Raw genomic sequence first — 22,958 nt, forward strand, 5'->3', positions numbered from 1 at the left:
ATGCATGCTCCCCAGTTGATGGATCAGCCATACCTCACTTGACCAAGCGCTTCTCCTTGGAGGGGCGATATCCGAAATACGAGCTGTAACACTTGCTGAAATGACTCGGCGACACAAACCCACAGGCCACCAGCACCTCCACCTGGGACAACTCGGTGTGTTGCAACAGCCGCCGCGCCTCGGTTACACGCAGCTCCATGTAGTAGCGCTGCGGGGTGGTGCCCAGTTGTTCCTTGAACAAGCGCTCCAACTGGCGCCGCGAGCGGCCGGCGTAGACGGCCAACTGGTCCAGCTCCAGGGGTTCTTCGAGGTTGGCGTCCATCAGCTTCACCACTTCACGCAGGGGCGCGCTGACGCTGACGTTTTCGGTGGGCTTGATGCGCCGGTAGCGGGATTCTTCGAAGGCCAGGATGTCTTCGATGCCTTCGACCAGGGCCTTGCCATGCAGGCCCTTGATCCAGTCCAGCGCCATATGGAACGCGCCCGACGGGCTCGACGCCGTCAGGCGATCGCGGTCGATCACATAGGGCTCGCTGGTGACGTGGGTGGCCTTGGACACTTCTGCCAGCGCCGGGCGATGTTCGGGGTGGATGGCGCAGCGGTAACCCTGCAACAGCCCGGCGCGGCCGAGGAACCACGAACCGTTCCACAACCCCGCGAGGCAAATGCCATGTTCGGCGGCGCTGCGCAGCAGGTGGATGAAGTCTTCACTGGCCTTGAGTTCGGTACGGAAACCGCCGCAGATCACCAGCAGTTCCAAGTCTTGCAGCGCTGCTACGTCGAGGCGCGCGTCGGGGCGGATCACTAGGCCCAGGTCGCTGATGACTTCGCCATCGTCCCAGCCGAAAGTGCGCGTGGCGAACAGGTCAGGACGCAGCAGGTTGGCGGTGACGAGGGTGTCAAGGGTCTGGGTGAAGGCCGGCAGGGAGAAGTGTTCGAGCAACAGGAAGCCAACGCGGGTGACCGACGCCGGCTGCAGGGTTTCGTTGAGGTAGCGCAGGTTCTTGCCCTTCATGCCACCGCTGAATTGACGTCTTTCCATCGAGGGTTGGCCCACTTTTGTTTTTGATGCACTGGGCGCCATCTTAGGGGCAAACGCGTTGCCTGTCTCAGGCACTGAGCCTGAAAAAACCGTAACCCTTCAAAGCCCCCGGCAGAACAGCCGCAAGCGTATCTGATACGGTTTTTTCTTTGCCATCTGCATCTGTATCGAAAAGCCACCTGGACGGACAATAGCGCCATCCCCACCCCCTTCCCTTCGGAGGCCTTATGACCAAGATGGCACTTTTCCTGTTCGGCTTTTTGGTACTCACCATCGGCATCGGCCTGCTGGCAACCATCTCACCGGTTTGAAGCGGCCCTTAGCTGACAAACAGCATCGGGTACAGTGACAGCACCAGCAACGCCGCCATCGACCAATTGAACAGCCGCAACCAGCGAGGTTCACGCAACACATTGCGCAAGCCGCTGCCACAGCCGACCCACACGCATACGCTGGGCAGGTTGACCACGGCAAACACCAGTGCAATCACCAGCACATTGGTGACGTAGCCTTCAGCCGGCGTATAGGTGGTGATGGCCCCCAGCGCCATGATCCAGGCCTTGGGGTTCACCCACTGGAACGCCGCCGCGCCGAGGAAGGTCATGGGCTTGCCATGCGCGTCATTGCTGTCGGACATACCGCCCGCCGTCGCGATCTTCCACGCCAGGTACAGCAAGTACGCCGCCCCCACGTAACGCAACAACGTGTAGGCCCATGGGAAGACCTTGAACACCTCGCCCAATCCCAGGCCGACCGAGATCACCAGCAGCATGAAGCCGATGCTGATCCCCAGGGCATGGGGCATCGAGCGGCGGAAGCCGAAGTTCACGCCCGAGGCGAGCAACATGGTGTTATTGGGCCCCGGTGTGATCGAAGATACAAAAGCGAACAGTACAAAGGCTGACAACAGGCTGGTAGACATGATCATGAAGCGGCATCCGAACGGGGTGGTATGCCTGCGACAGTAGAGGGTTAACGACCGCCCTGCCCCGTACAGCCATGGGCAGATTGAGGCATACACTTTTTTACCAAGGCTTTCACAAACCTTTCACAGATGAAGGCCTATGGTGAATCCAGCTCCTAATGAACATCCTTTTAGCCCGCGCTCCCCACGCGGGCTTTTCTTTGCCTGGGGTTTATCGCAGGCAAAAAAAGAGGCAAGCCCTTCATCAAGGCTTGCCTCCAGTTTCTACCCGTCAGCGCGGGCCGCCACCGCCAGGGCCGCCGCCCTGACCGTGCCCGCCACCATGACCACCGCCGCCGCCACCACCGGGAGGCATGAACATCCAGCAGCCCGACAAGGTCGACAACAGCGCGACAACCACTGCCGCCTTGGTTACATAACTCAACTTCATGACCACACTCTCTTACTTGACGAGATTGACTTCTCGCTGGGTATGACAGTGCCAACTCAAATGCGTCACGGCTATCGTGTAACCTGTTGGTAAGGTTTGTAAGCCCGGCGGTACAAGCTGCCGTCAGTTCTGCGGCCGCTGTTTGGTCGAGTCCAGCTCGGCTTTTTTGGCAGTGCTGATTTCGGTGATTTGCGCCGACTTGGCGATCGCAAAATCGAATGTATCCTGCATCTTGGCAATGGCATCGGTGGCGGTGCCTTTCAGCCCACCGTTGGCCGCCCAGTCGAAGTTCCACACGCCCGACAGGTTATCGGCACCGGCCACGTCGTGGGTTTCGATGGCGGTGAACACATCGGGGTGACGCTCCATGTACTTGGCAGCATCGGACACCTCGGCAGGCACTTTGCCCGAGGCATTGTTGGCCAGCTGGGTCAGCTCCTGCTTGGTGATGGCCGACTTGCCGGTCTGGCGCATATAGTCGGCAATCACTTTGCTGGACTTGGCAATGTTCAACTTGTCATCGAACGCCGAAGGTGACGCTTTAGGCGTGTTTGCCCCGCTGCCGGCGGGCGTTACGGTAGTAGACATCGGCGCTGCTCCCCTGAAGGTACGAATGAAATCGTCGTGCTGACGATAGCCTGGCGCCGACGTTAGCATGGGCAATGGGCCATTAATCTGTGCTTCACAACAATTCACAAGGCCATGATCTGCGGCTTCTGTGAAAGCCTGCCAATCCATTACCATGAACCTGTATTCATGCTGATTAATTGCCAGCCCCCGACCCGGACCCCAGTCATGAGAGATCTACCGCCCACCGCCACGCTGCGAGCTTTCGAAGTAGCGACCCGGCACGCGACGTTCACATCGGCCTCAGAAGAACTGCATGTGACCCAGAGCGCCGTCAGCCACCAACTCAAGCACCTCGAGGACCTGTGGGGCCTGCAGCTGTTCCAGCGTGGCAAGGCGTTGCGGCTGACCCCGGCCGGGGCCGCACTGGCGCCCATTGTGCGCGAGTTTTTCATGAACCTTGAGGTCACGCTGGCTGACCTCAGGGAACAAAAAGGCCGGGTTCGCCTGAAGGTCAGCACCACGTATTCGTTTGCCTTGAAATGGCTGCTGCCCAGGTTGCCCAGCCTGTCGCAGCAACATCCGGAAATCCTGATTACGCTGGAGACCAGCGACAAGGCCATCAAGTTCTCCAGCTCAGACCCGGATGTGGCCATCCGGCTGGGCAACGGCAATTATCCCGGCCTGCACTCGGAAGTCATGCTCCGCGAGCAGATCTTCCCGGTGGCCAGCCCGGATCTGCTCAACCGTTTCGGCGCGCCCCACGAGCCCGCTGAGCTGCTGCGTTACCCGTTGCTGACGCGCGACGGCGCAGACCTGGTGCCCAAGTGGGAAGCCTGGTTCGAACATATCGGCGTCAGCATTGCGCCACTCAAGGAAAGCGTCAGGTTCGCGGATACCAACATGACCATCGAGGCGGCGCTGCTGGGCCAAGGTGTTGCGCTGGCGCGAAGCGGCCACGTTGAAGCTGAAATCAATGACGGTCGCCTGATCAGGCTGTTTGAGCTGCCGTTCGCGTCGCCGGTCGGCTACTACTTTGTCTGCCCCAAAGGGATTGAAACCCAGCCACACATCATCAGCTTTCGTAACTGGCTGTTGGCCGAGTCGATGCAGGCACAGCAAAATTATCAGTGATACATGAACAATCACTCATGACAGGATGAAAGGACTTCGCTGTTAAACACGCCCTTGCGGTGTTTAACATGGCGCATGCCTTTACCCATCGTTCTACTCATCCTCTTCGCCGCCCTCTTGCATGCCAGCTGGAACGCATTGTTGCGTGTCGGCGCCGACAGGCTGTGGTCAATGACCGTGATGTGCGTGGCGGTCGCCATCGCCAGCAGTGTCATCGCCGTGTTTCTCGCCCCTCCCGCGCCAGCCAGCTGGCCCTACGCTGTCCTGTCGGGCGTGTTGCACGTGGGCTATAACCTGTTCCTGGTGCGAAGCTACAAGGTGGGCGACCTGGGGCAGACGTACCCGATCGCCCGCGGCTCCTCACCCATTCTGATCACGCTTTGCGCCTTGGTGTTTGCCGGTGAAACGGTCAGCACGAACGCTCTCATCGGCATCGTGCTGGTCTCCGGCGGCATTATTTCTCTGGCCTTCAGACAGCGCAGACTGGCGGTGCCCAGCCTGCCCTACGCCCTGGGCACGGGTTTTTTCATCGCGGCCTACAGCGTCACGGACGGTGTTGGCGCGAGGCTGTCCGGCGCACCGATGGCCTACACCGTATGGATGTGTGCGCTCTGGGGCGTATTGATGCCCCTGGTGTATATCGGCCTGCGCGATACACGCAGCCTCTTCGCCCCGCGCCCCGGTGTCATCACAGCCTTGATCGGGGGGCTTGTGTCCCTCCTGGCCTACGGCATCGTCATTTACGCCATGTCCCACGCGCCGATGGGCGCCGTTTCGGCCCTGCGCGAAACCAGCGTGCTGTTCGCGGCATTGATCGGTTATTTGTTTTTGGGCGAGTCGCTGACTGTCCGCAAAGTCCTGGCGTGCGTGGTCATTGCGACCGGCACGATGCTGATAGGCTGATCGTTCACCCCTCAAAGGAGGTTCAAGCAATGAGTACTGTGTCTTCGACACCGCTGATTCTGATTACCGGCGGCAGCCGCGGTGTCGGCGCGGCAACCGCGCGCCTTGCAGCGGCGCAAGGCTACGATGTCGCGATCAGCTACGTCAGCAACGAGGCGGCCGCGCTCGGCGTGGTGGCGGATGTGCAAGCGTTGGGGCGCCGCGCCCTGGCCATCCGCGCCGACAGTGCGGACCCCGGACAGGTCGCGCAGCTGTTCGCAGCCATTGACCAGACGTTTGGCCGTATCGATGTGCTGGTCAACAATGCCGCGATCATTGCCCTGCAGTCACGCTTTGAAGACCTCGACTTTGCCCGCATGCAGCGCATCTTCGCGATCAATGCCATCGGCCCGATGCTGTGCGCGCAGCACGCGGTGAAACGCATGTCGCTGCGCCATAATGGCAAGGGTGGCAGCGTGATCAACGTGTCCTCGGCCTCCGCCCGGCTGGGCAGCCCGAACGAGTATGTCGATTACGCCGCCTCCAAGGGTGCCCTGGAGACGTTCACCACCGGGCTGTCCAAGGAAGTCGCGCGCGAAGGCATACGCGTCAACTGCGTACGGCCTGGGCACATCTACACCGACATGCACGCCAGCGGCGGCGAACCAGGGCGTGTGGATCGGGTCAAGGACAGCATTCCCATGGGCCGTGGCGGCGAACCCGAAGAGGTGGCCCGCGCTATCCTGTGGCTGGCCGGTAAGGAAGCGTCGTTCATCACCGGGACCTTTCTGGATGTGACAGGCGGCAAGTAGGCGGTAACCGCCGATTAACGGGAGGCGTGCTGGTCCCGGTGCCGGGCCAGCCCTTCCAGGGTGAACCGCGCTTGCATCAGCACCACCTCCCGCACTTGTTCCATTTCCTTCTGGTTCACTTCGCTCCACTTCAACGCCTCCAGCAGCTTGGGCTTCTGGATGCGGAACGCCAGGCCCTGGGTAAACAGCGCCATGGAATGGATCACCGTGCGCTCATCCTCCAGCGCCAGGCCGGCCACGCGTGCGATCAGTTGGCGGATGACCCGCGCAATACGCGCCTTGAAACGCTCCTCGAACGCCATCGTTGCGCTTTGCGGGCACAAGCCGGCCTGGTGGCGATCCATGAACGCACGCCATGCCGTGGTTTGCGGGCTGTCCTGGATGGTTGAAACCACGGTGCCCAGGATGCCCAGCGAGGCGTCAATCAGCGCGTTGTCGCCGGAATCGGCATCGGCCAGCACGCTTTCCGCCGCCTCCACCGGCGGCGACATCTTGCGCCACAGCAGCGTGATCAAGTGCTCGACGCACGCCAGGTACACGCCTTCCTTGCCATCGAAGTAGTACTGGATCGCAGGTGCGTTGACGCCCGCAGCCGTGGCGATATCACGCGTGGACGCGCCATCGTAGCCACGCGCGCCGAATACCTCGACGGCCGCCTCGATAATGCGGGCGCGGGTTTCTTCGCCGCGCTGATAGCCACCCTCGGCGGCAGGTTTGTGTCGTGCCATGTGCAGCTCCATTCGAATACCGGACCAAAATATACCAGTTGACAAAAATTCGCGAAAAAAGGAATTTATTCCACCTGCTATAAATCTGGAGTGACCTCGATGTCGGCTGCACCTCCCTCCCCTCAGGTCATGCCTGAAGAAACCGTCAACGGTCAGCGCGGTAAAGCCCGACGCATCCTGCTCAGCCTGGCCGGCATTGCTCTATTGGTCGGTGTGTCATGGGCCGCTTGGTGGTGGATCACCGGGCGCTTCATCGAGACCACCGACGATGCCTACCTGCAAGCCGACAGCATCAGCGTGGCGCCCAAGATCAATGGCTACGTGGCCGAAGTGCTGGTGAGCGACAACCAGAACGTCAAGCGCGGCGACGTGCTGGTGCGCCTGGATGCGCGCAAATACCAGGCGGTGAGTGACGAAGCGTCCGCAACCATTGCCGCGCGCAACGCCGACTACGCCAAGGCCCAAGCCGACCTGGTGCAGCAGGACTCGACCATCGCCGAAGCCCGTGCCCAGTTGCAGGGCGCCGAAGCCGATGCGCGGCATGCGCAGACCGAAGTCGCGCGCTACGCGCCACTGGCCCGCTCCGGCGCCGAACCAGAAGAACGCCTGGCGCAACTGAACAACCAACTGGCACAAGCGCGCAGCACGGTGGCGGCCAAACAGGCGGCGCTGCGCTCCAGCCAGACCCGCTACGGCACGCTCCAGGCCCAGCTCAAGCAGGCCCAGGCGCAATTGGGCGTGGCCAAGGCCAGCGAGGCGCAAAGCCAATTGGACGTGGACGACGCCGTCATCCGCAGCCCGCTGGACGGTCGCGCGGCCGACCGGGGCGTGCGCGTGGGCCAGTACGTGCAACCCGGCACCCGGTTGCTGACGGTGGTGCCGATCAGCGCGATCTACCTGACCGCCAACTACAAGGAAACCCAGATCGGTGGCATGCGCCCCGGCCAGACCGTCACCGTGCACGTGGACGCCCTGCCCGGCCGCGACCTGCAAGGTCACATCGACAGCCTGGCCCCCGGCACCGGCGCGCAGTTCGCCTTGCTGCCGCCGTCGAACGCCACCGGTAACTTCACCAAGATCGTGCAGCGCGTACCGGTGCGCATCGCCCTGGACGTGCCGGATGACCTGCGGGCCGCGTTGATGCCTGGCCTGTCGGCCACCGTCGAAGTCGACACCCGCACCCACGCTGCGGACGCCAACCATGGCTGAGGCGATCATGGCCGGGGTGGCCGCCGAGAAACCGCGCAACGCCTCGCTGACCGACTGGATTGCCGTCGCCGCCGGTGCATTGGGCGCACTGCTGGCCACCCTGGATGTGTCGATCACCAACTCGGCCCTGCCACAGATCCAGGGCCAGATCGGCGCCACCGGTACCGAGGGCACCTGGATCGCTACCGGCTACCTGATGTCGGAAATCGTCATGATCCCCCTCGCCGCCTGGCTGACCCGGGTGTTCGGCCTGCGCCGGTTCCTGATCGGCACCGCGTTGATGTTCACCCTGTTCTCGATGTTCTGCGGCCTGTCCACCAGCCTCGGCGCGATGATCGCCGGGCGCATCGGCCAGGGCTTCGCCGGTGGCGCGATGATCCCCACCGCCCAGACCATCGTGCGCACGCGCCTGCCACCGCATCAACTCGCCATTGGCACCACGATGTTCGGCATGACCGTGATCCTCGGCCCATTGCTCGGTCCAGTGATCGGCGGCTGGCTGACGGAAAACATCAACTGGCGCTGGTGCTTCTTTCTCAACCTGCCCATCAGCATCGCGCTGATTACCCTGCTGATCACCGGCCTGCCCAGCGAGCGCATGAACCTGCAACGCTTTATCAGCGCGGATTGGCTGGGCATTCTGGGGCTGGCCATGGGCTTGAGTTCGCTGACCGTGGTACTCGAAGAAGGCCAGCGCGAGCACTGGTTCGATTCGCTGCTGATCGTGTGGCTGAGCATTGCCACGGTCACCGGTTTTTTCCTGATTGCCGTGGGGCAATTGCGCTCCAGTACCCCGATCCTGCGCCTGCCACTGGTGCTCAACAAAAGCTTTGGCAGCGTGTTGCTGATCGGTACGGCGGTGGGTGCGGGGCTGTATGGCACGGCGTATCTGGTGCCGCAATTTCTCGGGATTCTGTCCGGCTACAACGCGCAACAGTCCGGCTCGATCATGTTGTTGTCGGGCATTCCTGCATTCCTGCTGATGCCGATCCTGCCCAGGATGCTCGGCCGCTACGACCTGCGCTGGATGGTCGGCGCAGGCCTGCTGCTGTACTGGGCCAGTTGCTTTGTAGACACCCTGTTGACCGCCGACAGCGTCGGCCATGACTTTATCTGGTCACAACTGCTGCGCGGCTTCGGGCAGATCCTGGTGATGATGCCCCTCAGCCAACTGTCCATGCGTTCGGTCGACACCCAGGACGCCGGCGACGCGGCCGGGCTCTACAACATGTCGCGCAACCTCGGCGGCACCATCGGCCTGGCGTTACTCGGCGTGTTGATGGACCGGCGCAGCCACTTCCATGACGACCGGCTGCGCGAAGGCATCCTGGCCAACAGCCAATTGACCCAGGACCACATGGCCAGCAACACCGCCAGCTACCTGGCACAAACCGGCGATGCCTCCACCGCCTCTTTGCAAGCCATGGCTCAACTGGCCAATGACATCGCGCGGCAAGCGTCAGTGATGGCCTATAACGACTCGTTTTATGTACTGGGACTCGCAATGCTGGCGTGCCTGCCCCTGATCTTCATCCTGAAAAAGCGCACGGTACAGCCATGATTCTTGCTCGCTCTCTGCTCCCGCTCCTGACCGTCGGCCTGCTGTCCGCCTGCACCGTAGGCCCGGATTACCAAGGCGCGCCCGATACCGCGCCCAAAACCCTGGCCGCCGGGCGCTTGCCCCATGCCGACAGCCAAGCCCCCAGCACGCCGGCTGTGGCGCAGTGGTGGCGAACACTGAATGACCCGCAACTCAATGAGCTGGTCGACATGGCACTCAAAAACAGCCCGGATATCGCCACCGCCCAGGCACGCTTGAAGCAATCCCGCGCGAGCCTCAGCGGTGCGCGTGCCGACGCCATGCCCAAAGTCACCGGCGACGCGGCGATGCTAAAACTGCGCTCACCCGACACCTCCGCACTCGGCGGCGGTGGTGGCGGACGAGGTCCACTGACGCTCTACCTCGCCGGCTTCGACGCCAGCTGGGAAGCCGACCTGTTCGGCGGCACGCGCCGCGCAGTCGAAGCGGCGCAGGCCGAAGCCGATGCGGCCCAGGCACAACTGGCCGACGCCCAGGTGCAACTGGCGGCCGAAGTGGTGCAGGCCTACACCGACCTGCGCGACCAGCAAGCGCGACTGGCCTTGGTCGACGCCAGTGTCGACATCGAAAACCAGGCCCTTGACCTGACCCAGCAACGCCGCAGTCGCGGCGTGGCCTCACAGCTGCAACTCGAACAAGTCCTCACCCAGGCCGAAAACACTCAGGCCCAACGCCTGCCCTTACAAGCCGCCATCGTCGAATCCCTGGATCAGCTCGGTCTGCTCTGCGGCCAGGAACCCGGTGAACTGGACAGCCGCCTCGCCATCGCCAAGGCCCTGCCCGCCATCCCCGGCGTAGTGCCCGTGGCCGACCCCGCCGCCCTGCTCAAGGCCCGCCCCGACATCCGCGTCGCCGAACGCAAACTGGCCTCCAGCAACGCGCAGATCGGCGAGAAAACCGCCGACTGGTTTCCCAAGCTCAGCCTGATGGGCGACCTGTCATTCTCCGCCGGCGACCCCGGCCACCTCGCCCGCAAGGACAACGGCACCTGGCTGATCCTGCCGCGCCTGACCTGGAACGCGCTGGACTTCGGCCGCGTGGCCGCCAGCGTCAAAGGCGCCGAAGCCGGTCGCGACGAAGCGCTCGCGCAGTACAAAAGTGTGGTACTGAGTGCGCTGCGCGACGCCGATGTGGCCCTGGCGCGGTACGGCCATCAACGCCAGAACGTAGTGCTGTTGCGCAGTGTGGAGTCCTCGGCGGTACGCGCGGCGGACCTGACTCGCCAGCGCTACCGTGCGGGCACCGCCAGCACCTTGGATTGGCTGGATGCGGAGCGTACCCGCTACCAGGCCCAGGAGAGCCGGATTTCCGGGGACGCGGAGTTACTCAAGGATTTTGCTTCACTGCACAAGGCATTGGGGCTGGGCTGGACGTTGTGAAATATCAGGCGTTTGATGGGAGCAATTCCATTCAAGACCGATCTGGCGGAGATCGGGATGGATATCATGGGGTTTGACCTGAAGCGGGAGGGGCAATAAATGAAAGAATTGATCCAGGGGCTCGACGGCCCCAGAACGGCACAGCAGGAATTGTTCTACGACCTTGAGGACGCCGCCGCTGTGATTGGGTGGTCGGTGGTTGAGTTGACCGCTTTGGCCGCCAGCGGTCGCACGCCGGATGAGGCGCTGGCGCTGATGAAAATCTGCGCGTTGCTGGCAGCGCAACAGGAAAGGCTTCACGCTTATGCAGGTGAGGTGAAAGACCAGCGCATCGCCAGGTCTGACATCCTGTAATCACAGGGGGCATATCCCAATGGCGCGCCGCCGACGAACAACGTGAAAGAATTCACATTTATTGACATTGAACATTGAAGCTCAAAATTTGACCAAATAGTATTTTGCCGCAACCGAGCACACACCTTTATACGGATATTGCTCTGCACCAGCTCGGGAGCCACGCGCGTGCAGACAATAAAACATTGAGGTTTGCCATGCGTCTTTCCAAGCTCGCTCCATCCGCCGCCCTGTTCAGTCTGATCGCCCTATCCGCACAAGCCGCTGACTTGAGTGCCCTGACGGGAGCTCTGTCCTCTGCTCTGGGTGGTGCAAACAACACCACCAATAACACCAATTACTCCAATAACGCCTCCTCCTGCCAGCAACAGGTCCGCGACCTGCAGGCGAACATCAATGCAGCCAATGCCAAGGGCGATACCTTGCGCGCAACCGCCTATCAAGCTGCGCTGACCCAGACAAACAAGAGCTGCAGTAACGCCAGTTACAACACCCAGGCCCAAGTGGATACCAACCCGCAGCACCAACAAAACGTGAACAAGGCAGCGGATGCGATCAATGCAATCGGTGGGCTGTTTAAATAAGCCGGAAAGTCGTGTGCGAGAGGCCCGCAATTGCGGGCTTTTCTACGCCTGCGGGACGGACAATGCAAAAACCTTGATCGGCACGCCCGTACTTTCGCCCAGGCAATAAAAAAACCCGTAGACGTTAATCTACGGGGTTTTCAAGAGTGGAGGCCGAGGTCGGAATCGAACCGGCGTAGGCGGATTTGCAATCCGCTGCATAACCATTTTGCTACTCGGCCTCAAACGATCAATGTCCCGACTGCTGACACTCACCGCATAAAAACTTGAGTGGGCTGTATAACCCTGCCTCTACTCTAACTCATTGAATACATTGAAGTTTTTAATGCTTCGTTGCGTTCGATGGGCGCCATTATGTACGTATTTACGTATGCGTGCAACCCCTTGATTTCAAAAATATTTCGTATTGGCATCAAGGGGTTGCGCGCCTGCCCTACTCCTTGATGCGCAGTTGTTGGTACTGCGGGTCGGCCTTGATTTGGGCTTCGGTGAAGGGCAATGGGCTGAGTTTTTTCTGGGAGAACGCTTGGGTCTGGTCCTTAGAATGCGCGGAAGCCGGGTTAGCGGACTCGGAAAATGCGAGGACGCCCTGGGCATGCGGGCCTTGGTCGTCGAAGGTGACGATTTGCAGGTAGCTGGTGCCGCTGACCACTTCGCGCTTGCCGTCGGCGCGGGGCACGGTTTGCATGGCGTTGTAGATGCCGAGTTCCTGCGGGCCGCCGTGGATCGGGGTTTGCCCGGCGACTTGGACCTCACCCCAGGTGCTGCTGGCGGTCAAGCCGCGTTTGGCGACGTCGGCGGTGGAGGCCAACATGGCTTCGCGCAGGGCCTTGGCGACATCGGTACGGTCGATGGCCAGGCCGCGTGGGGTGGTGAGGGGCTGGGCCGGGTCGAAGGCGACACGCCAGGCGTCGGGGATCTGCTGCAGGTGCTCCACCAGGTTGATGAAGTGCACCAGGCCAATGCCGCTGTCGAGGTTGGCGTGCTGGTCCCAGTGTTTCAGGCTGCTGCACAGCGGTTGCAGGGTGGCGGCGTCGGCACCGAGGTGTTTGGCGCAGAACTGCAGTAGGTCGGGCAGGACTTGGCCCGCCAGGTACACCTCGTTGTCCATCACCATGTTTTGCAGGTCGGTGACGCTGATCGGTTTTGTCAACGATTGCAGGCGCTGCAGGGCGAAACGCGCGCGCGGGCCGAGGCCGATGTGGTCTTGGCTGATCACCGGGGAGAACCCGGTGAGCGGCGCCTCGGGGTTGGCCAGCCACGCCGAATCGTTGGAGTGCTGGACGTAGTCGATGCGTTGCAGTTGCGGCAACTGGTCAGCCGCAACGATGCCGGGCTGGGCGGCGCGCGGGTCGATGTCCCAGGCACAGGCACTGCGGGCGCCGTCGAGCATGATCAGCTGCAGGCCGGCGCGTGGGTCGCTGCACTGCGCCAGTTTGGCCGCGCTGACGTTGGGCACCACCGACTGGTTCATATACAGGCTCTGGCCCTGGTCATCGGCGGCCAGGGTGTTGACCCACGGAATGCCTTGCAGGGTGTGCACCGAGGTTTTCAGCTGTTCGAGGCTGGAGGCGCGGTTCATCGCGTACCACTGTTGCAGCACGCGGTCGTTGCCCAGGTTGGCGTCACGCAGGCTGAAGGCGTACTGGCTGTCCCAGTCGAGTTTGCCCGGCCATTGCACCACCGGACCGAATTGCGAGCTGTACACCGCGCGCGACTGGTCCTTGAGGCTGCCATCCGCTTGTTTGACCTGCACGGTCACCGTGGTTTTATCCAACGGCACCGATTTGCCGTCGAGCAGGTAGCGCGTGGGATCCTTGGGGTCCAGGGTCAGGCGATAAAGCGTGAAGTGTTTGGACGTATCCACCGTATGGGTCCACGCCACATGCGTGTTAAAGCCGATATTGATCACCGGCAGGCCCGGCAACGCAGCGCCCATTACATCCAACTGACCGGGGATGGTCAGGTGCATCTGATAAAAACGCATGCCCCCCACCCAAGGGAAATGCGGATTGGCCAGCAGCATGCCGCGCCCATTGAACGAGCGATCACGGCCCACCGCCACCGCATTACTGCCGCGATCAAAGGCGAAGCGCTGTTGGTTGGCGGCGGCAAGCTCAAAAGCCTTGGCGTTGGTTTCCACACGGGCGTTCGCTTGAGGCGGCGTCGCGCCGACCAGGGCTTCGGCGAATTGCCCTACCCCGCCTTCTACCAAAAGCCGACGGGTCAATTTGACCAAATCCGCCGCCACCAGTGGTCGCACCCAGGCCGCCTGGCACTGTGCGGGAGCGCCCTGCTCTTTCAGGTAGCGGTTGTAGCCGGCCACGTAACCTTCGATACGCTGTTGGATCTGCGGGCTTTGCGCTTTCCAGAACGCGGCGACCGATTCCGGCGTATTGAGCCACGTGAAAAACACATCACTGGCCAGGTTATTGCGCTCTTCCAGGGTCGCCTGCTCAGGGCCGAAATACTTCGCGCGCTGGCCATTCACCGTAACCACTTCGTTGGCCAGCAGACACAGGTTGTCTTGGGCGTAGGCGTAGCCAATGCCAAAGCCCAGGCCACGCTCATCATTGGCGCGGATATGCGGTACGCCGTAACTGGTACGACGGATGTCGGCCGACGCTTGCGTCACGTGTTCCCGCGCCGAGGCGGCCAGGCTCACCCCCAGCAACACCCCGGCCACACACACCCTGGACAACCCATTGGAAATAATCACGCAGACTCCACCGTCAGATTTAACCGTCTCACAAGGGGTAACAACCCCACCGTAAGAACGCAAATCACCGGGAATAATTTAGCGCGAGGGCAGGATTATTTAAGGCAGCGCGAATGTGACAAAACCGATACCGACAAAATTTCTACATCCGGCACTTCATGATTTTGCACGCTCGTTCGTCTTATTAAGTAAGAGCGCTCATTTTTTCCTGATCAGGCTCTGAAAAGGAGTTTTTGCATGTACAACCCGCAAGTGCCCACGGATGGACATTCATCGGCTGCCGAGGCCAATTTTGGCAACGGCACACAAGCGTTCGGCAAAGCGCCCGAACAACAAGGCAACCAGCGTATTCGCCACCTGCTCAAGTGTTTTGGCTTGCGCACCAGCCTGATCCGGCTGAAGGTCATCGACGCCCTGCTCACCGCTGCCGACAACCAGCGCACCCTCGGCGTGCGCGGTGTGCACAGCCATTTGATGGAGCTGGGCATCCCGTTGTCGTTTCTGAGCGTGCGCGAAGTGCTCAAGCGCCTGTGCAGCGAGGGCGTGATCACCCTCAATACGGATAAAAGCTACAGCCTCCATGAAGAGGCTGCCAAGGTGCTCGACGGTCGCGCCTGAGGGGCGACCTGTCGCTTAGAGCTTGACCTTGCGGCGCATGATGCCGTTGATCACCACCACAACCACTGCGACAGCGATGGCGATGGTCTGGAATGTCTTCTCACTGATAACCCCGGTGTTCTGCAAGTAGGACAGGCCAAACATCGTCGCCAGTACGGCCAGGGCAATCAGAATCGAATATTTCAAGCGCTGCTTTTGTGTCATGACGGGGTCCTGTAGACGTGGCATGGATCGGGATAAATAGGCGCCCATATTACAGACGATGAAAAACTTTGGCGCGTCTGACACGCACCTCGATAAACCTTCCCCTCCGGTAAAGCTGAAAATATTCCCTCACACTACAACGCTGACGCTGTAGCGGGCACGGGACTCACTGCATACAACCGCTTCATCGGCTCTCATCTACATCAGATCTTGCAAACCACGGTACCTACAGACGGAACGTGAACGGGCGTTTTCCGCACCTAGCAATGCGCCAAGGGAAAGCCCCCCGTTAACAGGCGCTTACTCTCAGCACGTCTGAATAGGTACCCGAAGTTGACTAATCTTGATACTCGCCCTTCTGGACAACTGCCTCCCACCCCTTACAGCTATCACCCTTCTCTCCAACCGGAGCGCTCCCTATCCACCCTGCAAGGCACTGCCACCAATGGCGTCGACTCAGCAGGCGCCCCACTCCATCCGAATCCGAATGAAAGCCCAGGTACCGGGGGCTTTAAACAACAACTGGCAGACCAGCAAAACTTCAGGACCCTGGCACGCGAACTCATTGAGCTGGCCAGGTGCCTGGATGAAACCGTGCCCCCACATGCGATCCTGACTGCGCTCAAGGCCACGCCGATGAGTGTCGCCCCCGGCTCGACCTCCTCGGATGAGGCGGGTAGCAGCACCACGCTGGAAAACTACATTGCCACCAACGGCCTACCCCTACCTGACAGCCGTTCTTCCTTGACCGAATTGGCCAATGCCTTGATCGACAGAGCTCTGGAACATCCTCTGGGCAATTTTGGTGGTGCCTTGAGCTGGCCCCTGCCCTTAAACACAGATGAACAACAGCGCCTGCGCCTGAATGCCATGTACCACAAGCACCACCTCGGGGATAAGCGCTCGGTCGTGCAATCCAAAGGGGGGTTGCTGGAGTTTTTGCGCTATGAGGCGCCACTTCTTGAAGGCGTACTGAATGATCCCATCAAAGTGTTGGAGGCCCTGGTCGGTTCGGCCCAAGGGCAATTGATGGGAGCAGCCCTGCAGCAACGCATGAACGGGGCTCGCACTGAAGACAGTGCGAACGATTACCTCATGGCGGCCATGATTCTGCAGTTGGACCCGCAATACTTCACCGAAACTCACCCCAATAAAGTGGCTGGTTTCGATGTGTCCAGCGACGCACATTGGGGCAAACCCTTGTCGACCATTGTGGACGACTTGAGCACTTACCTGAGCGATATCGACAAAACGTCGACCGAGATGGCCAAAACGGCTGCACACCTCCTGCTGTCAATGAAGGCCCCCGAACTCCTGATAAAGGATGTTCCAGGCACGGTGGTATACGGCAGCGCAGCTTGGGTCAGGCTGGCGGTCGCTGCAGCATCGATAGAAGCCCAGACACCTGGAAAAGTACAAAACATGACCTTTGCCCAGGTCATGGCCGAGGCTGATAGTGCCGGCCTCGCCGATCTAAGCGCCACTCAAAACGCGCAGATTGCGGCCCTGCGGGTATGGGGTTTGGCCAACGGCATTCTTTCTCCGGCGCAGGCCGGGCGGTACAACACAGCCGATATCGAGGTGGCCAGAAACGCGTTCAATCAACAGACCCTTGATCAGGTAGAGGCCTCCAGTCTGATCCAGGCTGAAATGCCCAGCCGTAAGGATATCGCCCTCGCTCGTCTTAAAGAGCGGTTTGGCGAAGACGTGCCGTTTGAAGAAAAACTGCTGAAGGTCTATGACACCAAGCAACCCTTCGCCCAGCCGGTCTACGACCCTAATCGAGCCCCTGCCGGCCTGTTCTCGCTGCTGGACATCGCCATGAGCGGGTTACACAACTACGACTGGATAAGCCAAGATAAACGCATCAACACTGCGTTGCAGGGCAAGTCGCTCAAATTCGATGTAAAGGCCGAATTTGACTACCAACTGGCTCAAGCCATCGACGACAAGAAAAAGGGCATTGGCGTAGCGATCAAACATATGATTGCCCAGCTTCCACTGGCAGACAGGCAGAACCTCGAGTACGGGCAGCTTGAATTCTATCAACTCGACACCTATCGGCTTGGCACGGGTTTCACCGGCCGGACTCTCGAGACAAAGAATGAAAAACTGTACGTTAAAGCCTCGGGCGCGAATGGCGACGCCGTGTATGAGCTGGACCTGAAGCGGCAATCCATCACCCAGGTCGATGACAACGACCTGACCCGCGAGCGCCAACGTAATGGCAGTCTGGTCTATCCCATTCAAAAATTCACACCGCCTGCTCATGCCGACTTCAGCCAGAACACACAAGCCGAAGTGCCACTGCCTACCCCCTCCAGCTTCACAAGCGCTCGAACCAAGGCCATCGCAGATGCCTTCGTTGAACACCTTGATATTGATAACCGGTACGTGATCAAGCAGGCCAAGGGCGCCTCCACCTTCGATAGGCAGATGGACGCCGAATGGGGCGTGACCCATTTTTTCCTGGACTTCATTCCCCTCAGATCGGCGATTCGCAACTTACGCAACGGTGACTACCTGGATGGCGCGATAGACCTGGTGATGGACATCTTCAGCTTCGTCACGGCCGGCTTAGGGGCTGCTGCGAAAGCCGCCAAAATCGCCACCAAGGCTGTCAGCCTGTCGAACAAGGCTTTGCATCTGTCGAAAATTGTCGGGACCACGGTGATCAGTGAGCTCAACCCGCTCAGCGGGGTAGGCGATCTATTAGTGGGAGGCACTCGCCTCGTGAGTAAAGGCATTACGAAGGCCAAGATCGCAGCAGGGTTGACCAGCCCCACCTACGGCACTGTCACTTGGAGTTCTTTCAAGGTCGGGGACCGTACTCTGGAGACCAGCACCGTTCTGGTGAATGGTAAAACTTATGCGTACGACCCGGTCAAGAGGAGGCCTTATGGCTCCCCCCTGGCACAACCCGACGTACTGGACACCTTGAGCCCCAAGTCTCCAGACACGCACTCCCCCAGACAGTCGAACAGGCGCCATCGATACAACCCCATGAATACCGACGCTCGTCCAATTCGCCTCGCAGAACCCTTACCCAAGGGCGCCTACGTAGAAAGCCTGAAAGGCACATTCGAACCTGACCATTTCAAACCTCACACCAAGATGGCAACCAAGGAAAAGTTCAACAAGGAAATGAGAGAAAGCTATGAGGCCCTTGACGAAACAGGATTGCCGCCGCGTCCTGTTATCCCATCAGTGCCCGAACCCATCACGGTGCAAGAAACGTTCGTAAAGTCTTTCAAGGCCTCAAATGGCGTAGTCTTGGGAGAGTCACATAAAGAGATGGCCAGTTTTAAGGTGCTGTTTGAAAACATAGACACATTAAAGAAGCAAGGCGTCAAGAAAGTGTATTTCGAAGGGTTTATCGAATTTCCGTGTCCGAAAAGTTTTTTGGATGACGGTATTGGCTTTCTCGGAGATGGCAAAACGAAACGCACTGACCCGACGTTTAAAGAGCTGTGCGAGGAACTACAGGCCAATGACATACAAGTCATTCCCCTGGATCACTTCTACCTCACACGGCACAAAGATCTTCCCCGCCACCTGCGGCCGCAGCTGACAACGCCCATAGGCACGAAAACCCGCCTCGAAGAATTCAACTACTTTGCCTCAGAGACCATCCTGGCGAATTCCGGGACTGAGAAGTGGGTCGCGCTGGTGGGGAATTCGCATATGAATACTTCCGAGAACGTACCAGGCCTCGCTGAATTGACAGGCGCTATCGGCATCGCTGTGTCTAACAAAGCAGGTATCCAAGGAGCGTACGGGACGAAAGTAGTGGGTCGCCCCCAGAACAAAAAAAAACCAGTAGGTTTCGACGGCGGTGTTCCGGGCGATCTGCAAATTTACGTACAACCGTAGACTTGCTCACCGCCCTTTCGCACACGACGGCTCGAGGAGGGTCTCTGGCCGTCGTTTGATGAGTCAGCCGGCATGCACCCAACGCCGGTGCAACCAGCGCGCAAACGCATCCAGGGCAAAGCCCAACAGCCCGATCAGCAGCACCATCGCCATCAGCTCCGAATAGGCCAGGCGATCACGGGTGTCGAGGATGTAATAACCCAGCCCGGCGCTGACCCCGAGCATCTCGCACGGCACCAACACGATCCACACGATACCAATCGCCAGGCGCACGCCCGTCAGCACATGCCCGACAACGCCAGGCATAATCACCCGGCGCAAGGTTTCCCAGCGGGTCGCACTCAAGCTGCTGCTCAACTGCAACCAGCGCGGGTCCAATTGGCGCACGCCTGCGGCGGTGTTGAGCATGATCGGCCACACGGCGGCAAAGGCCAGCAGGAAATAGATCGGCTGGTCCCCTACCCCCATCAGCATCACCACGATGGGCATCCACGACAACGGCGAGATCATGCGCAGGAACTGGAAGGCCGGCGTGGTCGCCGCCTCCAGCTTGCGCGAACTGCCGACCAGCAAGCCCAGCGGGACACCGACCAGCAAGGCCAGGAACAGCCCGACAACAATGCGCTTGAGGCTTACTGCAATGTGCAGGTACAGCTCACCGCGCCCGAGCAATTCCCACAGGCTACTGAAGGTGGCGGCCAGGGAGAAACGCACGGACAACCCATCAGATGCGCCAAACACCTTCACCCCCAGCCACCACAGCAGCAGCAACCCCGCCAGGCCACTCAACCCAAGCAACCAGCCCGGGATTTCACGGTTTTTCAAACGCCGATCTCCTCGCGTCGCGCATAGCCGTCCGGCAAACCAAAGGTCCGCATGCCGCCCACCGCCTCGATGGCGTTGCGCACAAAGCGGTCATCCACTAGGTCCTTAGCGACGAACGCCGGGTCAAGGTCGACGAGGAATTTCTTGTCGCCCTCGATCAGGGTGTCCTTCAGGCGGCGCACCAGTTCCTCGGTGTAGCTCGGGAAGGGATAGGGCTGGAAGTCGATACGGTGCTCATCCCAGTTCCCATGCTGGATCGCACCGTCGGCCAGGTAGGCAGCACGGTCAGCGGCGGCAGGCGCCAGCACCTTGCTCAACACCGGCTCGGCATGCGGGGTGTAGCGGTTCGGGCCGTCCTTGGACAACAGCTTCACCGCCTCTTCACGGTTGTCGCGGGTCCAGACCTGTGCCTTGACGATGGCATTCACCACCTTCTGCGACCACTCCGGGCGGTTGGCCAAATCGTGCTCGTGCATAAACACCACGCAGCACGCATGGTTGCGCCACACGTCGCCGGTAAAGCGCTGTACCCGGCCAACCTTGAGGTTTTCTGCCAGGGCATTGAACGGCTCGGCGACGATGTAGCCGTCGATGCGCTTGCTGGCCAAGGCCGGTGGCATGTCCGACGGTGGCAACACGATCAGGTTGACCTCATTGGCCGCCATCGCGCTGCCCGCTGCTCGCGCGACCGGGGTCAGGCCGTTGTCGCGGAACAGTTGCTGCACCACCACGTTATGGATCGAATACCAGAACGGAATGGCCACCGATTTGCCGCCCAGTTGCTTCACATCAGTAATGCCCGGCGACACGGTCAAGCCCGAGCCGCCCACATGGTTCCAGGCCACCACTTTGGCCGGTACCTTGCTGCCATACCGCGCCCACACGGTCATCGGTGACAACAGGTGAATCACGTTGACCTGGCCCGAGATAAACGCCTCGATCACCTGCGCCCAACTGCGCAGCAGCACCGGGCGCTCGGCCTTGATGCCTTCGGCTTCGAACAGGCCATTGTTGTGCGCAACCAGCAGAGGCGTGGCGTCGGTGATCGGCAGGTAGCCGATGCGTACCGGTGCATCCGGCTCGCTGGCGGCGCGGGCTTGCAGGCTGCTCAACAGCGGCAAGGCGCCGGCGGCACTCAGCACCGCCGAGAGTTTGAGAAAGTCGCGGCGCGAGTGGGTCAGGTCATCCAGGCACATGGGCAGGCTCCAGCAGGTCAAGGGGGTTGGGTTGAGGGCGGCTCGCCTGCCGTAGGGTTTTAAGAATGTCGATGCGCAACGCGCCGATGGCTTCGACCTGTTCCTCCCGTGGTTGCGGCAGGTCGATCAGCCACTCGCCCAACGTCCGCGCCGGGCGGTTACCCAGTAGCAGGATGCGGTCGGACAACAACAGCGCTTCATCAATGTCATGGGTGATCAGCACCGCTGCCGAACCTTGCTCGCGATTGACCTTGAGCAGCAGGTGCTGCATGTCGGCGCGGGTCACTTCGTCCAGGGCCCCGAAGGGTTCATCCAGCAACAGCACTTGGGGTTGGCGCGCCAGGCAACGGGCCAGCGCCGTACGCTGGGCCATGCCACCGGAGAGCTGCGCCGGGAACTGCTGGCGCGCATGTTCCAGGCCAACGGCGGTGATGGCGTGATCAACGCGGCGGCGACGTTCGTCGTGGCTCAATTGCGGCTGCCGAGCGAAGTCGAGGCCGAAGGCGACGTTCTTTTCCAGGCTCAGCCAGGGCAACAGGCTGGGGTCCTGGAAGGCCACGGCCACGCGCGGATGGGGGCCGTCCAACGGTTCGCCCAACGCCCGCACACTGCCGCCCTGCGGGGCCTGCAGACCGGCAAGCACCCGCAACAGACTGGACTTGCCAACACCGCTGGGGCCCAGGATCGACACCACTTCACCGGGCTGCAAGTGCAGGTCAAAGCCCTGCAGCACCGGCCCGCTGGCATACCCCAGGCAAATCCCCTGGGCGCTCAGTACGGCACTGGTCATAGGTTGGCCTGGCGCTGCAACTCGGTGCGCAATTGCACCAGGCTTGGGGTCACGATCGGCACAAACGCCGACTCGCGCCAACGTCGCGCAAACCCACTGCCGTGGGCCGTGAGGTAGGCCTTGCCGCCGCTGGCTTGCAGTTCCAGTTGCACAGCGCTGGTGGCTGTCTCGGCCAGGGCGATGCGCAGCTTGAACAACGGCACCGGCTCGGCCGCAAACCGCCCGGCCAGCAGGCCGCTCTTGAGGTCGGTGACCAGGTGCTCCAGGGTCACGCGCAAGGTTTCCAGTTCTTCGCGCAACACCGTACGGGTCGCGCCCAGATGGTAGGCCACTTCCGCCAACGAGCGGCGGGCCAAGCCAATGGCCAGGCCACACTGCAAGCCCAGGAACGCCGGGCGCACCGCCGGCAGGAACTTGCGCGCATCCTCATGCAGCAGCCAATCGCGGCTCAACGCCACGCCTTCCAAGCCGAGGGCGGCAGTATTGCTCGACTGCAAGCCGAGCAGTTCCAAGTCACTGGAGCGCTGCAGCCCGGCCACTGAATCGGGGATGGCCAGGATAAACGGCGCGCCGCCCGCAGCGTGCTCAATGGCAGCGGCGGCGACGAAGCCGCTCTTGCGCAGGTTGGTCACCCAATGCAGGCGGCCGTTGAGGGTCCAGCCGTCGTCGGTGGGTTCGGCGCTGATCTGCAGGGTCTCGATGCCCGACAAGAACTTCATGGCATTGGACAGGCCCGTCGCACCCGCCAACCGGCCACTGAGCAAGTCCGGCAGCAGCCGCTCGCGCAGTTTCGCATTGGGGCTTTGCAGCAGGTATTCGATGAACGATCGCTGGCCCCAGCACACGAATGCCGCCGCCAGGGAATGGCTGGCGACATTGGCAATGGCTTCCACCGCGCCTGCCACATCACCGCCCAGGCCACCCAGTTGAGTCGGCACGCCGATGCGCAATACGTTGGCCTCTGCCAGCCGTGGCAGCACTTCCTGTGGGTCGCAACTGCCCACATCCAAGGCTTGCGCCTGGATGTCGAGCCAACGGCTCAAGATGGGGTCAAGCATTCAAGTCTCTCCTTGTGCAGCAGGTGGGC

Annotated in this window: 21 protein-coding genes and 1 tRNA gene; 10 read left to right on the plus strand and 12 right to left on the minus strand. The window is 60.9% G+C overall.

Annotated features, from left to right (window positions below; translation table 11 throughout):
* Positions 1 to 34: 34 nt before the first annotated feature.
* The 4 genes from KUA23_RS15965 to KUA23_RS15980 form a co-directional block, all read right to left on the minus strand.
* Complete coding sequence (locus KUA23_RS15965) at positions 35 to 1,015, minus strand: GlxA family transcriptional regulator (protein ID WP_252994287.1); 981 nt, start codon at positions 1,013 to 1,015, stop codon at positions 35 to 37.
* A gap of 346 nt (positions 1,016 to 1,361) precedes the next feature.
* Positions 1,362 to 1,970 carry a LysE family translocator gene (locus tag KUA23_RS15970; RefSeq protein WP_078048582.1) on the minus strand — a complete coding sequence of 203 codons (609 nt, stop codon included), beginning with the start codon at positions 1,968 to 1,970 and terminating at the stop codon, positions 1,362 to 1,364.
* A gap of 268 nt (positions 1,971 to 2,238) precedes the next feature.
* Complete coding sequence (locus KUA23_RS15975) at positions 2,239 to 2,397, minus strand: hypothetical protein (RefSeq protein ID WP_177409453.1); 159 nt, start codon at positions 2,395 to 2,397, stop codon at positions 2,239 to 2,241.
* Positions 2,398 to 2,520: 123 nt separating this feature from the next.
* On the minus strand, positions 2,521 to 2,985 hold the full coding sequence (locus KUA23_RS15980) for a hypothetical protein (protein ID WP_028616267.1): 465 nt from the start codon (positions 2,983 to 2,985) through the stop codon (positions 2,521 to 2,523).
* Positions 2,986 to 3,192: 207 nt separating this feature from the next.
* Here KUA23_RS15980 and gcvA point away from each other — a divergent pair, with 207 nt between their 5' ends.
* From gcvA to KUA23_RS15995, 3 genes are all read left to right on the plus strand, one after another.
* A complete protein-coding gene (gene gcvA / locus KUA23_RS15985; protein ID WP_252992383.1) occupies positions 3,193 to 4,098 on the plus strand; it encodes a transcriptional regulator GcvA in 906 nt (301 codons plus the stop codon).
* A 75-nt stretch (positions 4,099 to 4,173) separates the two neighbouring features.
* Positions 4,174 to 5,001: a DMT family transporter gene (locus KUA23_RS15990; RefSeq protein ID WP_252992384.1), complete on the plus strand. Its 828-nt coding sequence runs from the start codon at positions 4,174 to 4,176 to the stop codon at positions 4,999 to 5,001.
* A gap of 29 nt (positions 5,002 to 5,030) precedes the next feature.
* Entirely contained in the window at positions 5,031 to 5,792 is a 762-nt protein-coding gene (locus KUA23_RS15995; protein ID WP_214496954.1) for an SDR family oxidoreductase, read from the plus strand.
* 14 nt (positions 5,793 to 5,806) lie between these two features.
* Here the strand turns inward: KUA23_RS15995 and KUA23_RS16000 are convergent, their stop codons facing one another.
* The gene (locus tag KUA23_RS16000) at positions 5,807 to 6,520 is read right to left on the minus strand and encodes a CerR family C-terminal domain-containing protein (RefSeq protein WP_071488191.1); all 714 of its coding nucleotides are present in this window, start codon (positions 6,518 to 6,520) and stop codon (positions 5,807 to 5,809) included.
* Between the two features lie 99 nt (positions 6,521 to 6,619).
* Here KUA23_RS16000 and KUA23_RS16005 point away from each other — a divergent pair, with 99 nt between their 5' ends.
* From KUA23_RS16005 to KUA23_RS16025, 5 genes are all read left to right on the plus strand, one after another.
* On the plus strand, positions 6,620 to 7,729 hold the full coding sequence (locus KUA23_RS16005) for an HlyD family secretion protein (RefSeq protein WP_252992385.1): 1,110 nt from the start codon (positions 6,620 to 6,622) through the stop codon (positions 7,727 to 7,729).
* Positions 7,722 to 9,290, plus strand: a complete 1,569-nt coding sequence (locus tag KUA23_RS16010; RefSeq protein WP_252992386.1) for a DHA2 family efflux MFS transporter permease subunit — start codon at positions 7,722 to 7,724, stop codon at positions 9,288 to 9,290. Before KUA23_RS16005 ends, KUA23_RS16010 begins: the two co-directional genes overlap by 8 nt.
* On the plus strand, positions 9,290 to 10,708 hold the full coding sequence (locus tag KUA23_RS16015; protein WP_252994288.1) for an efflux transporter outer membrane subunit: 1,419 nt from the start codon (positions 9,290 to 9,292) through the stop codon (positions 10,706 to 10,708). Before KUA23_RS16010 ends, KUA23_RS16015 begins: the two co-directional genes overlap by 1 nt.
* Positions 10,709 to 10,807: 99 nt before the next feature.
* Entirely contained in the window at positions 10,808 to 11,062 is a 255-nt protein-coding gene (locus KUA23_RS16020; protein WP_252992387.1) for a hypothetical protein, read from the plus strand.
* Between the two features lie 197 nt (positions 11,063 to 11,259).
* Positions 11,260 to 11,646, plus strand: a complete 387-nt coding sequence (locus KUA23_RS16025) for a DUF1090 family protein (protein WP_078048590.1) — start codon at positions 11,260 to 11,262, stop codon at positions 11,644 to 11,646.
* 147 nt (positions 11,647 to 11,793) lie between these two features.
* Here the strand turns inward: KUA23_RS16025 and KUA23_RS16030 are convergent.
* Both KUA23_RS16030 and pvdQ read right to left on the minus strand, forming a co-directional pair.
* Positions 11,794 to 11,867 (minus strand) — tRNA-Cys (locus tag KUA23_RS16030).
* Positions 11,868 to 12,079: 212 nt separating this feature from the next.
* Entirely contained in the window at positions 12,080 to 14,365 is a 2,286-nt protein-coding gene (gene pvdQ / locus KUA23_RS16035) for a bifunctional acylase PvdQ (protein WP_252992388.1), read from the minus strand.
* 237 nt (positions 14,366 to 14,602) lie between these two features.
* Between pvdQ and KUA23_RS16040 the strand changes: the two genes are divergently transcribed.
* Entirely contained in the window at positions 14,603 to 14,983 is a 381-nt protein-coding gene (locus KUA23_RS16040) for a fe2+ zn2+ uptake regulation protein (RefSeq protein WP_252992389.1), read from the plus strand.
* Between the two features lie 15 nt (positions 14,984 to 14,998).
* Here the strand turns inward: KUA23_RS16040 and KUA23_RS16045 are convergent, their stop codons facing one another.
* Entirely contained in the window at positions 14,999 to 15,187 is a 189-nt protein-coding gene (locus KUA23_RS16045; RefSeq protein WP_010210250.1) for a hypothetical protein, read from the minus strand.
* 333 nt (positions 15,188 to 15,520) lie between these two features.
* Between KUA23_RS16045 and KUA23_RS16050 the strand changes: the two genes are divergently transcribed.
* On the plus strand, positions 15,521 to 19,060 hold the full coding sequence (locus KUA23_RS16050) for a membrane-targeted effector domain-containing toxin (RefSeq protein WP_252992390.1): 3,540 nt from the start codon (positions 15,521 to 15,523) through the stop codon (positions 19,058 to 19,060).
* 63 nt (positions 19,061 to 19,123) lie between these two features.
* Here the strand turns inward: KUA23_RS16050 and KUA23_RS16055 are convergent, their stop codons facing one another.
* From KUA23_RS16055 to KUA23_RS16070, 4 genes are read right to left on the minus strand one after another with little or no spacing between them, the layout of a single operon-like run.
* On the minus strand, positions 19,124 to 19,870 hold the full coding sequence (locus tag KUA23_RS16055) for an ABC transporter permease (protein ID WP_178076788.1): 747 nt from the start codon (positions 19,868 to 19,870) through the stop codon (positions 19,124 to 19,126).
* A gap of 11 nt (positions 19,871 to 19,881) precedes the next feature.
* The gene (locus tag KUA23_RS16060) at positions 19,882 to 21,081 is read right to left on the minus strand and encodes an ABC transporter substrate-binding protein (protein ID WP_078048608.1); all 1,200 of its coding nucleotides are present in this window, start codon (positions 21,079 to 21,081) and stop codon (positions 19,882 to 19,884) included.
* Positions 21,068 to 21,871: an ABC transporter ATP-binding protein gene (locus KUA23_RS16065; RefSeq protein ID WP_100490578.1), complete on the minus strand. Its 804-nt coding sequence runs from the start codon at positions 21,869 to 21,871 to the stop codon at positions 21,068 to 21,070. Before KUA23_RS16065 ends, KUA23_RS16060 begins: the two co-directional genes overlap by 14 nt.
* Positions 21,868 to 22,929: an acyl-CoA dehydrogenase family protein gene (locus tag KUA23_RS16070; RefSeq protein WP_252992391.1), complete on the minus strand. Its 1,062-nt coding sequence runs from the start codon at positions 22,927 to 22,929 to the stop codon at positions 21,868 to 21,870. Before KUA23_RS16070 ends, KUA23_RS16065 begins: the two co-directional genes overlap by 4 nt.
* Between the last annotated feature and the right edge of the window lie 29 nt (positions 22,930 to 22,958).

The sequence above is a fragment of the Pseudomonas pergaminensis genome, assembly GCF_024112395.2.
Taxonomy (GTDB): Bacteria; Pseudomonadota; Gammaproteobacteria; order Pseudomonadales; family Pseudomonadaceae; genus Aquipseudomonas; species Aquipseudomonas pergaminensis.

Excerpts from the sequence above, each read along its gene's own strand:
- KUA23_RS15965 (WP_252994287.1), bottom strand. The coding sequence starts at position 1,015 with ATGAAGGGCAAGAACCTGCGCTACCTCAACGAAACCCTGCAGCCGGCG.
- KUA23_RS15970 (WP_078048582.1), bottom strand. The coding sequence starts at position 1,970 with ATGATCATGTCTACCAGCCTGTTGTCAGCCTTTGTACTGTTCGCTTTT.
- KUA23_RS15975 (WP_177409453.1), bottom strand. The coding sequence starts at position 2,397 with ATGAAGTTGAGTTATGTAACCAAGGCGGCAGTGGTTGTCGCGCTGTTG.
- KUA23_RS15980 (WP_028616267.1), bottom strand. The coding sequence starts at position 2,985 with ATGTCTACTACCGTAACGCCCGCCGGCAGCGGGGCAAACACGCCTAAA.
- gcvA (WP_252992383.1), top strand. The coding sequence starts at position 3,193 with ATGAGAGATCTACCGCCCACCGCCACGCTGCGAGCTTTCGAAGTAGCG.
- KUA23_RS15990 (WP_252992384.1), top strand. The coding sequence starts at position 4,174 with ATGCCTTTACCCATCGTTCTACTCATCCTCTTCGCCGCCCTCTTGCAT.
- KUA23_RS15995 (WP_214496954.1), top strand. The coding sequence starts at position 5,031 with ATGAGTACTGTGTCTTCGACACCGCTGATTCTGATTACCGGCGGCAGC.
- KUA23_RS16000 (WP_071488191.1), bottom strand. The coding sequence starts at position 6,520 with ATGGCACGACACAAACCTGCCGCCGAGGGTGGCTATCAGCGCGGCGAA.
- KUA23_RS16005 (WP_252992385.1), top strand. The coding sequence starts at position 6,620 with ATGTCGGCTGCACCTCCCTCCCCTCAGGTCATGCCTGAAGAAACCGTC.
- KUA23_RS16010 (WP_252992386.1), top strand. The coding sequence starts at position 7,722 with ATGGCTGAGGCGATCATGGCCGGGGTGGCCGCCGAGAAACCGCGCAAC.
- KUA23_RS16020 (WP_252992387.1), top strand. The coding sequence starts at position 10,808 with ATGAAAGAATTGATCCAGGGGCTCGACGGCCCCAGAACGGCACAGCAG.
- KUA23_RS16025 (WP_078048590.1), top strand. The coding sequence starts at position 11,260 with ATGCGTCTTTCCAAGCTCGCTCCATCCGCCGCCCTGTTCAGTCTGATC.
- KUA23_RS16040 (WP_252992389.1), top strand. The coding sequence starts at position 14,603 with ATGTACAACCCGCAAGTGCCCACGGATGGACATTCATCGGCTGCCGAG.
- KUA23_RS16045 (WP_010210250.1), bottom strand. The coding sequence starts at position 15,187 with ATGACACAAAAGCAGCGCTTGAAATATTCGATTCTGATTGCCCTGGCC.
- KUA23_RS16060 (WP_078048608.1), bottom strand. The coding sequence starts at position 21,081 with ATGTGCCTGGATGACCTGACCCACTCGCGCCGCGACTTTCTCAAACTC.
- KUA23_RS16065 (WP_100490578.1), bottom strand. The coding sequence starts at position 21,871 with ATGACCAGTGCCGTACTGAGCGCCCAGGGGATTTGCCTGGGGTATGCC.
- KUA23_RS16070 (WP_252992391.1), bottom strand. The coding sequence starts at position 22,929 with ATGCTTGACCCCATCTTGAGCCGTTGGCTCGACATCCAGGCGCAAGCC.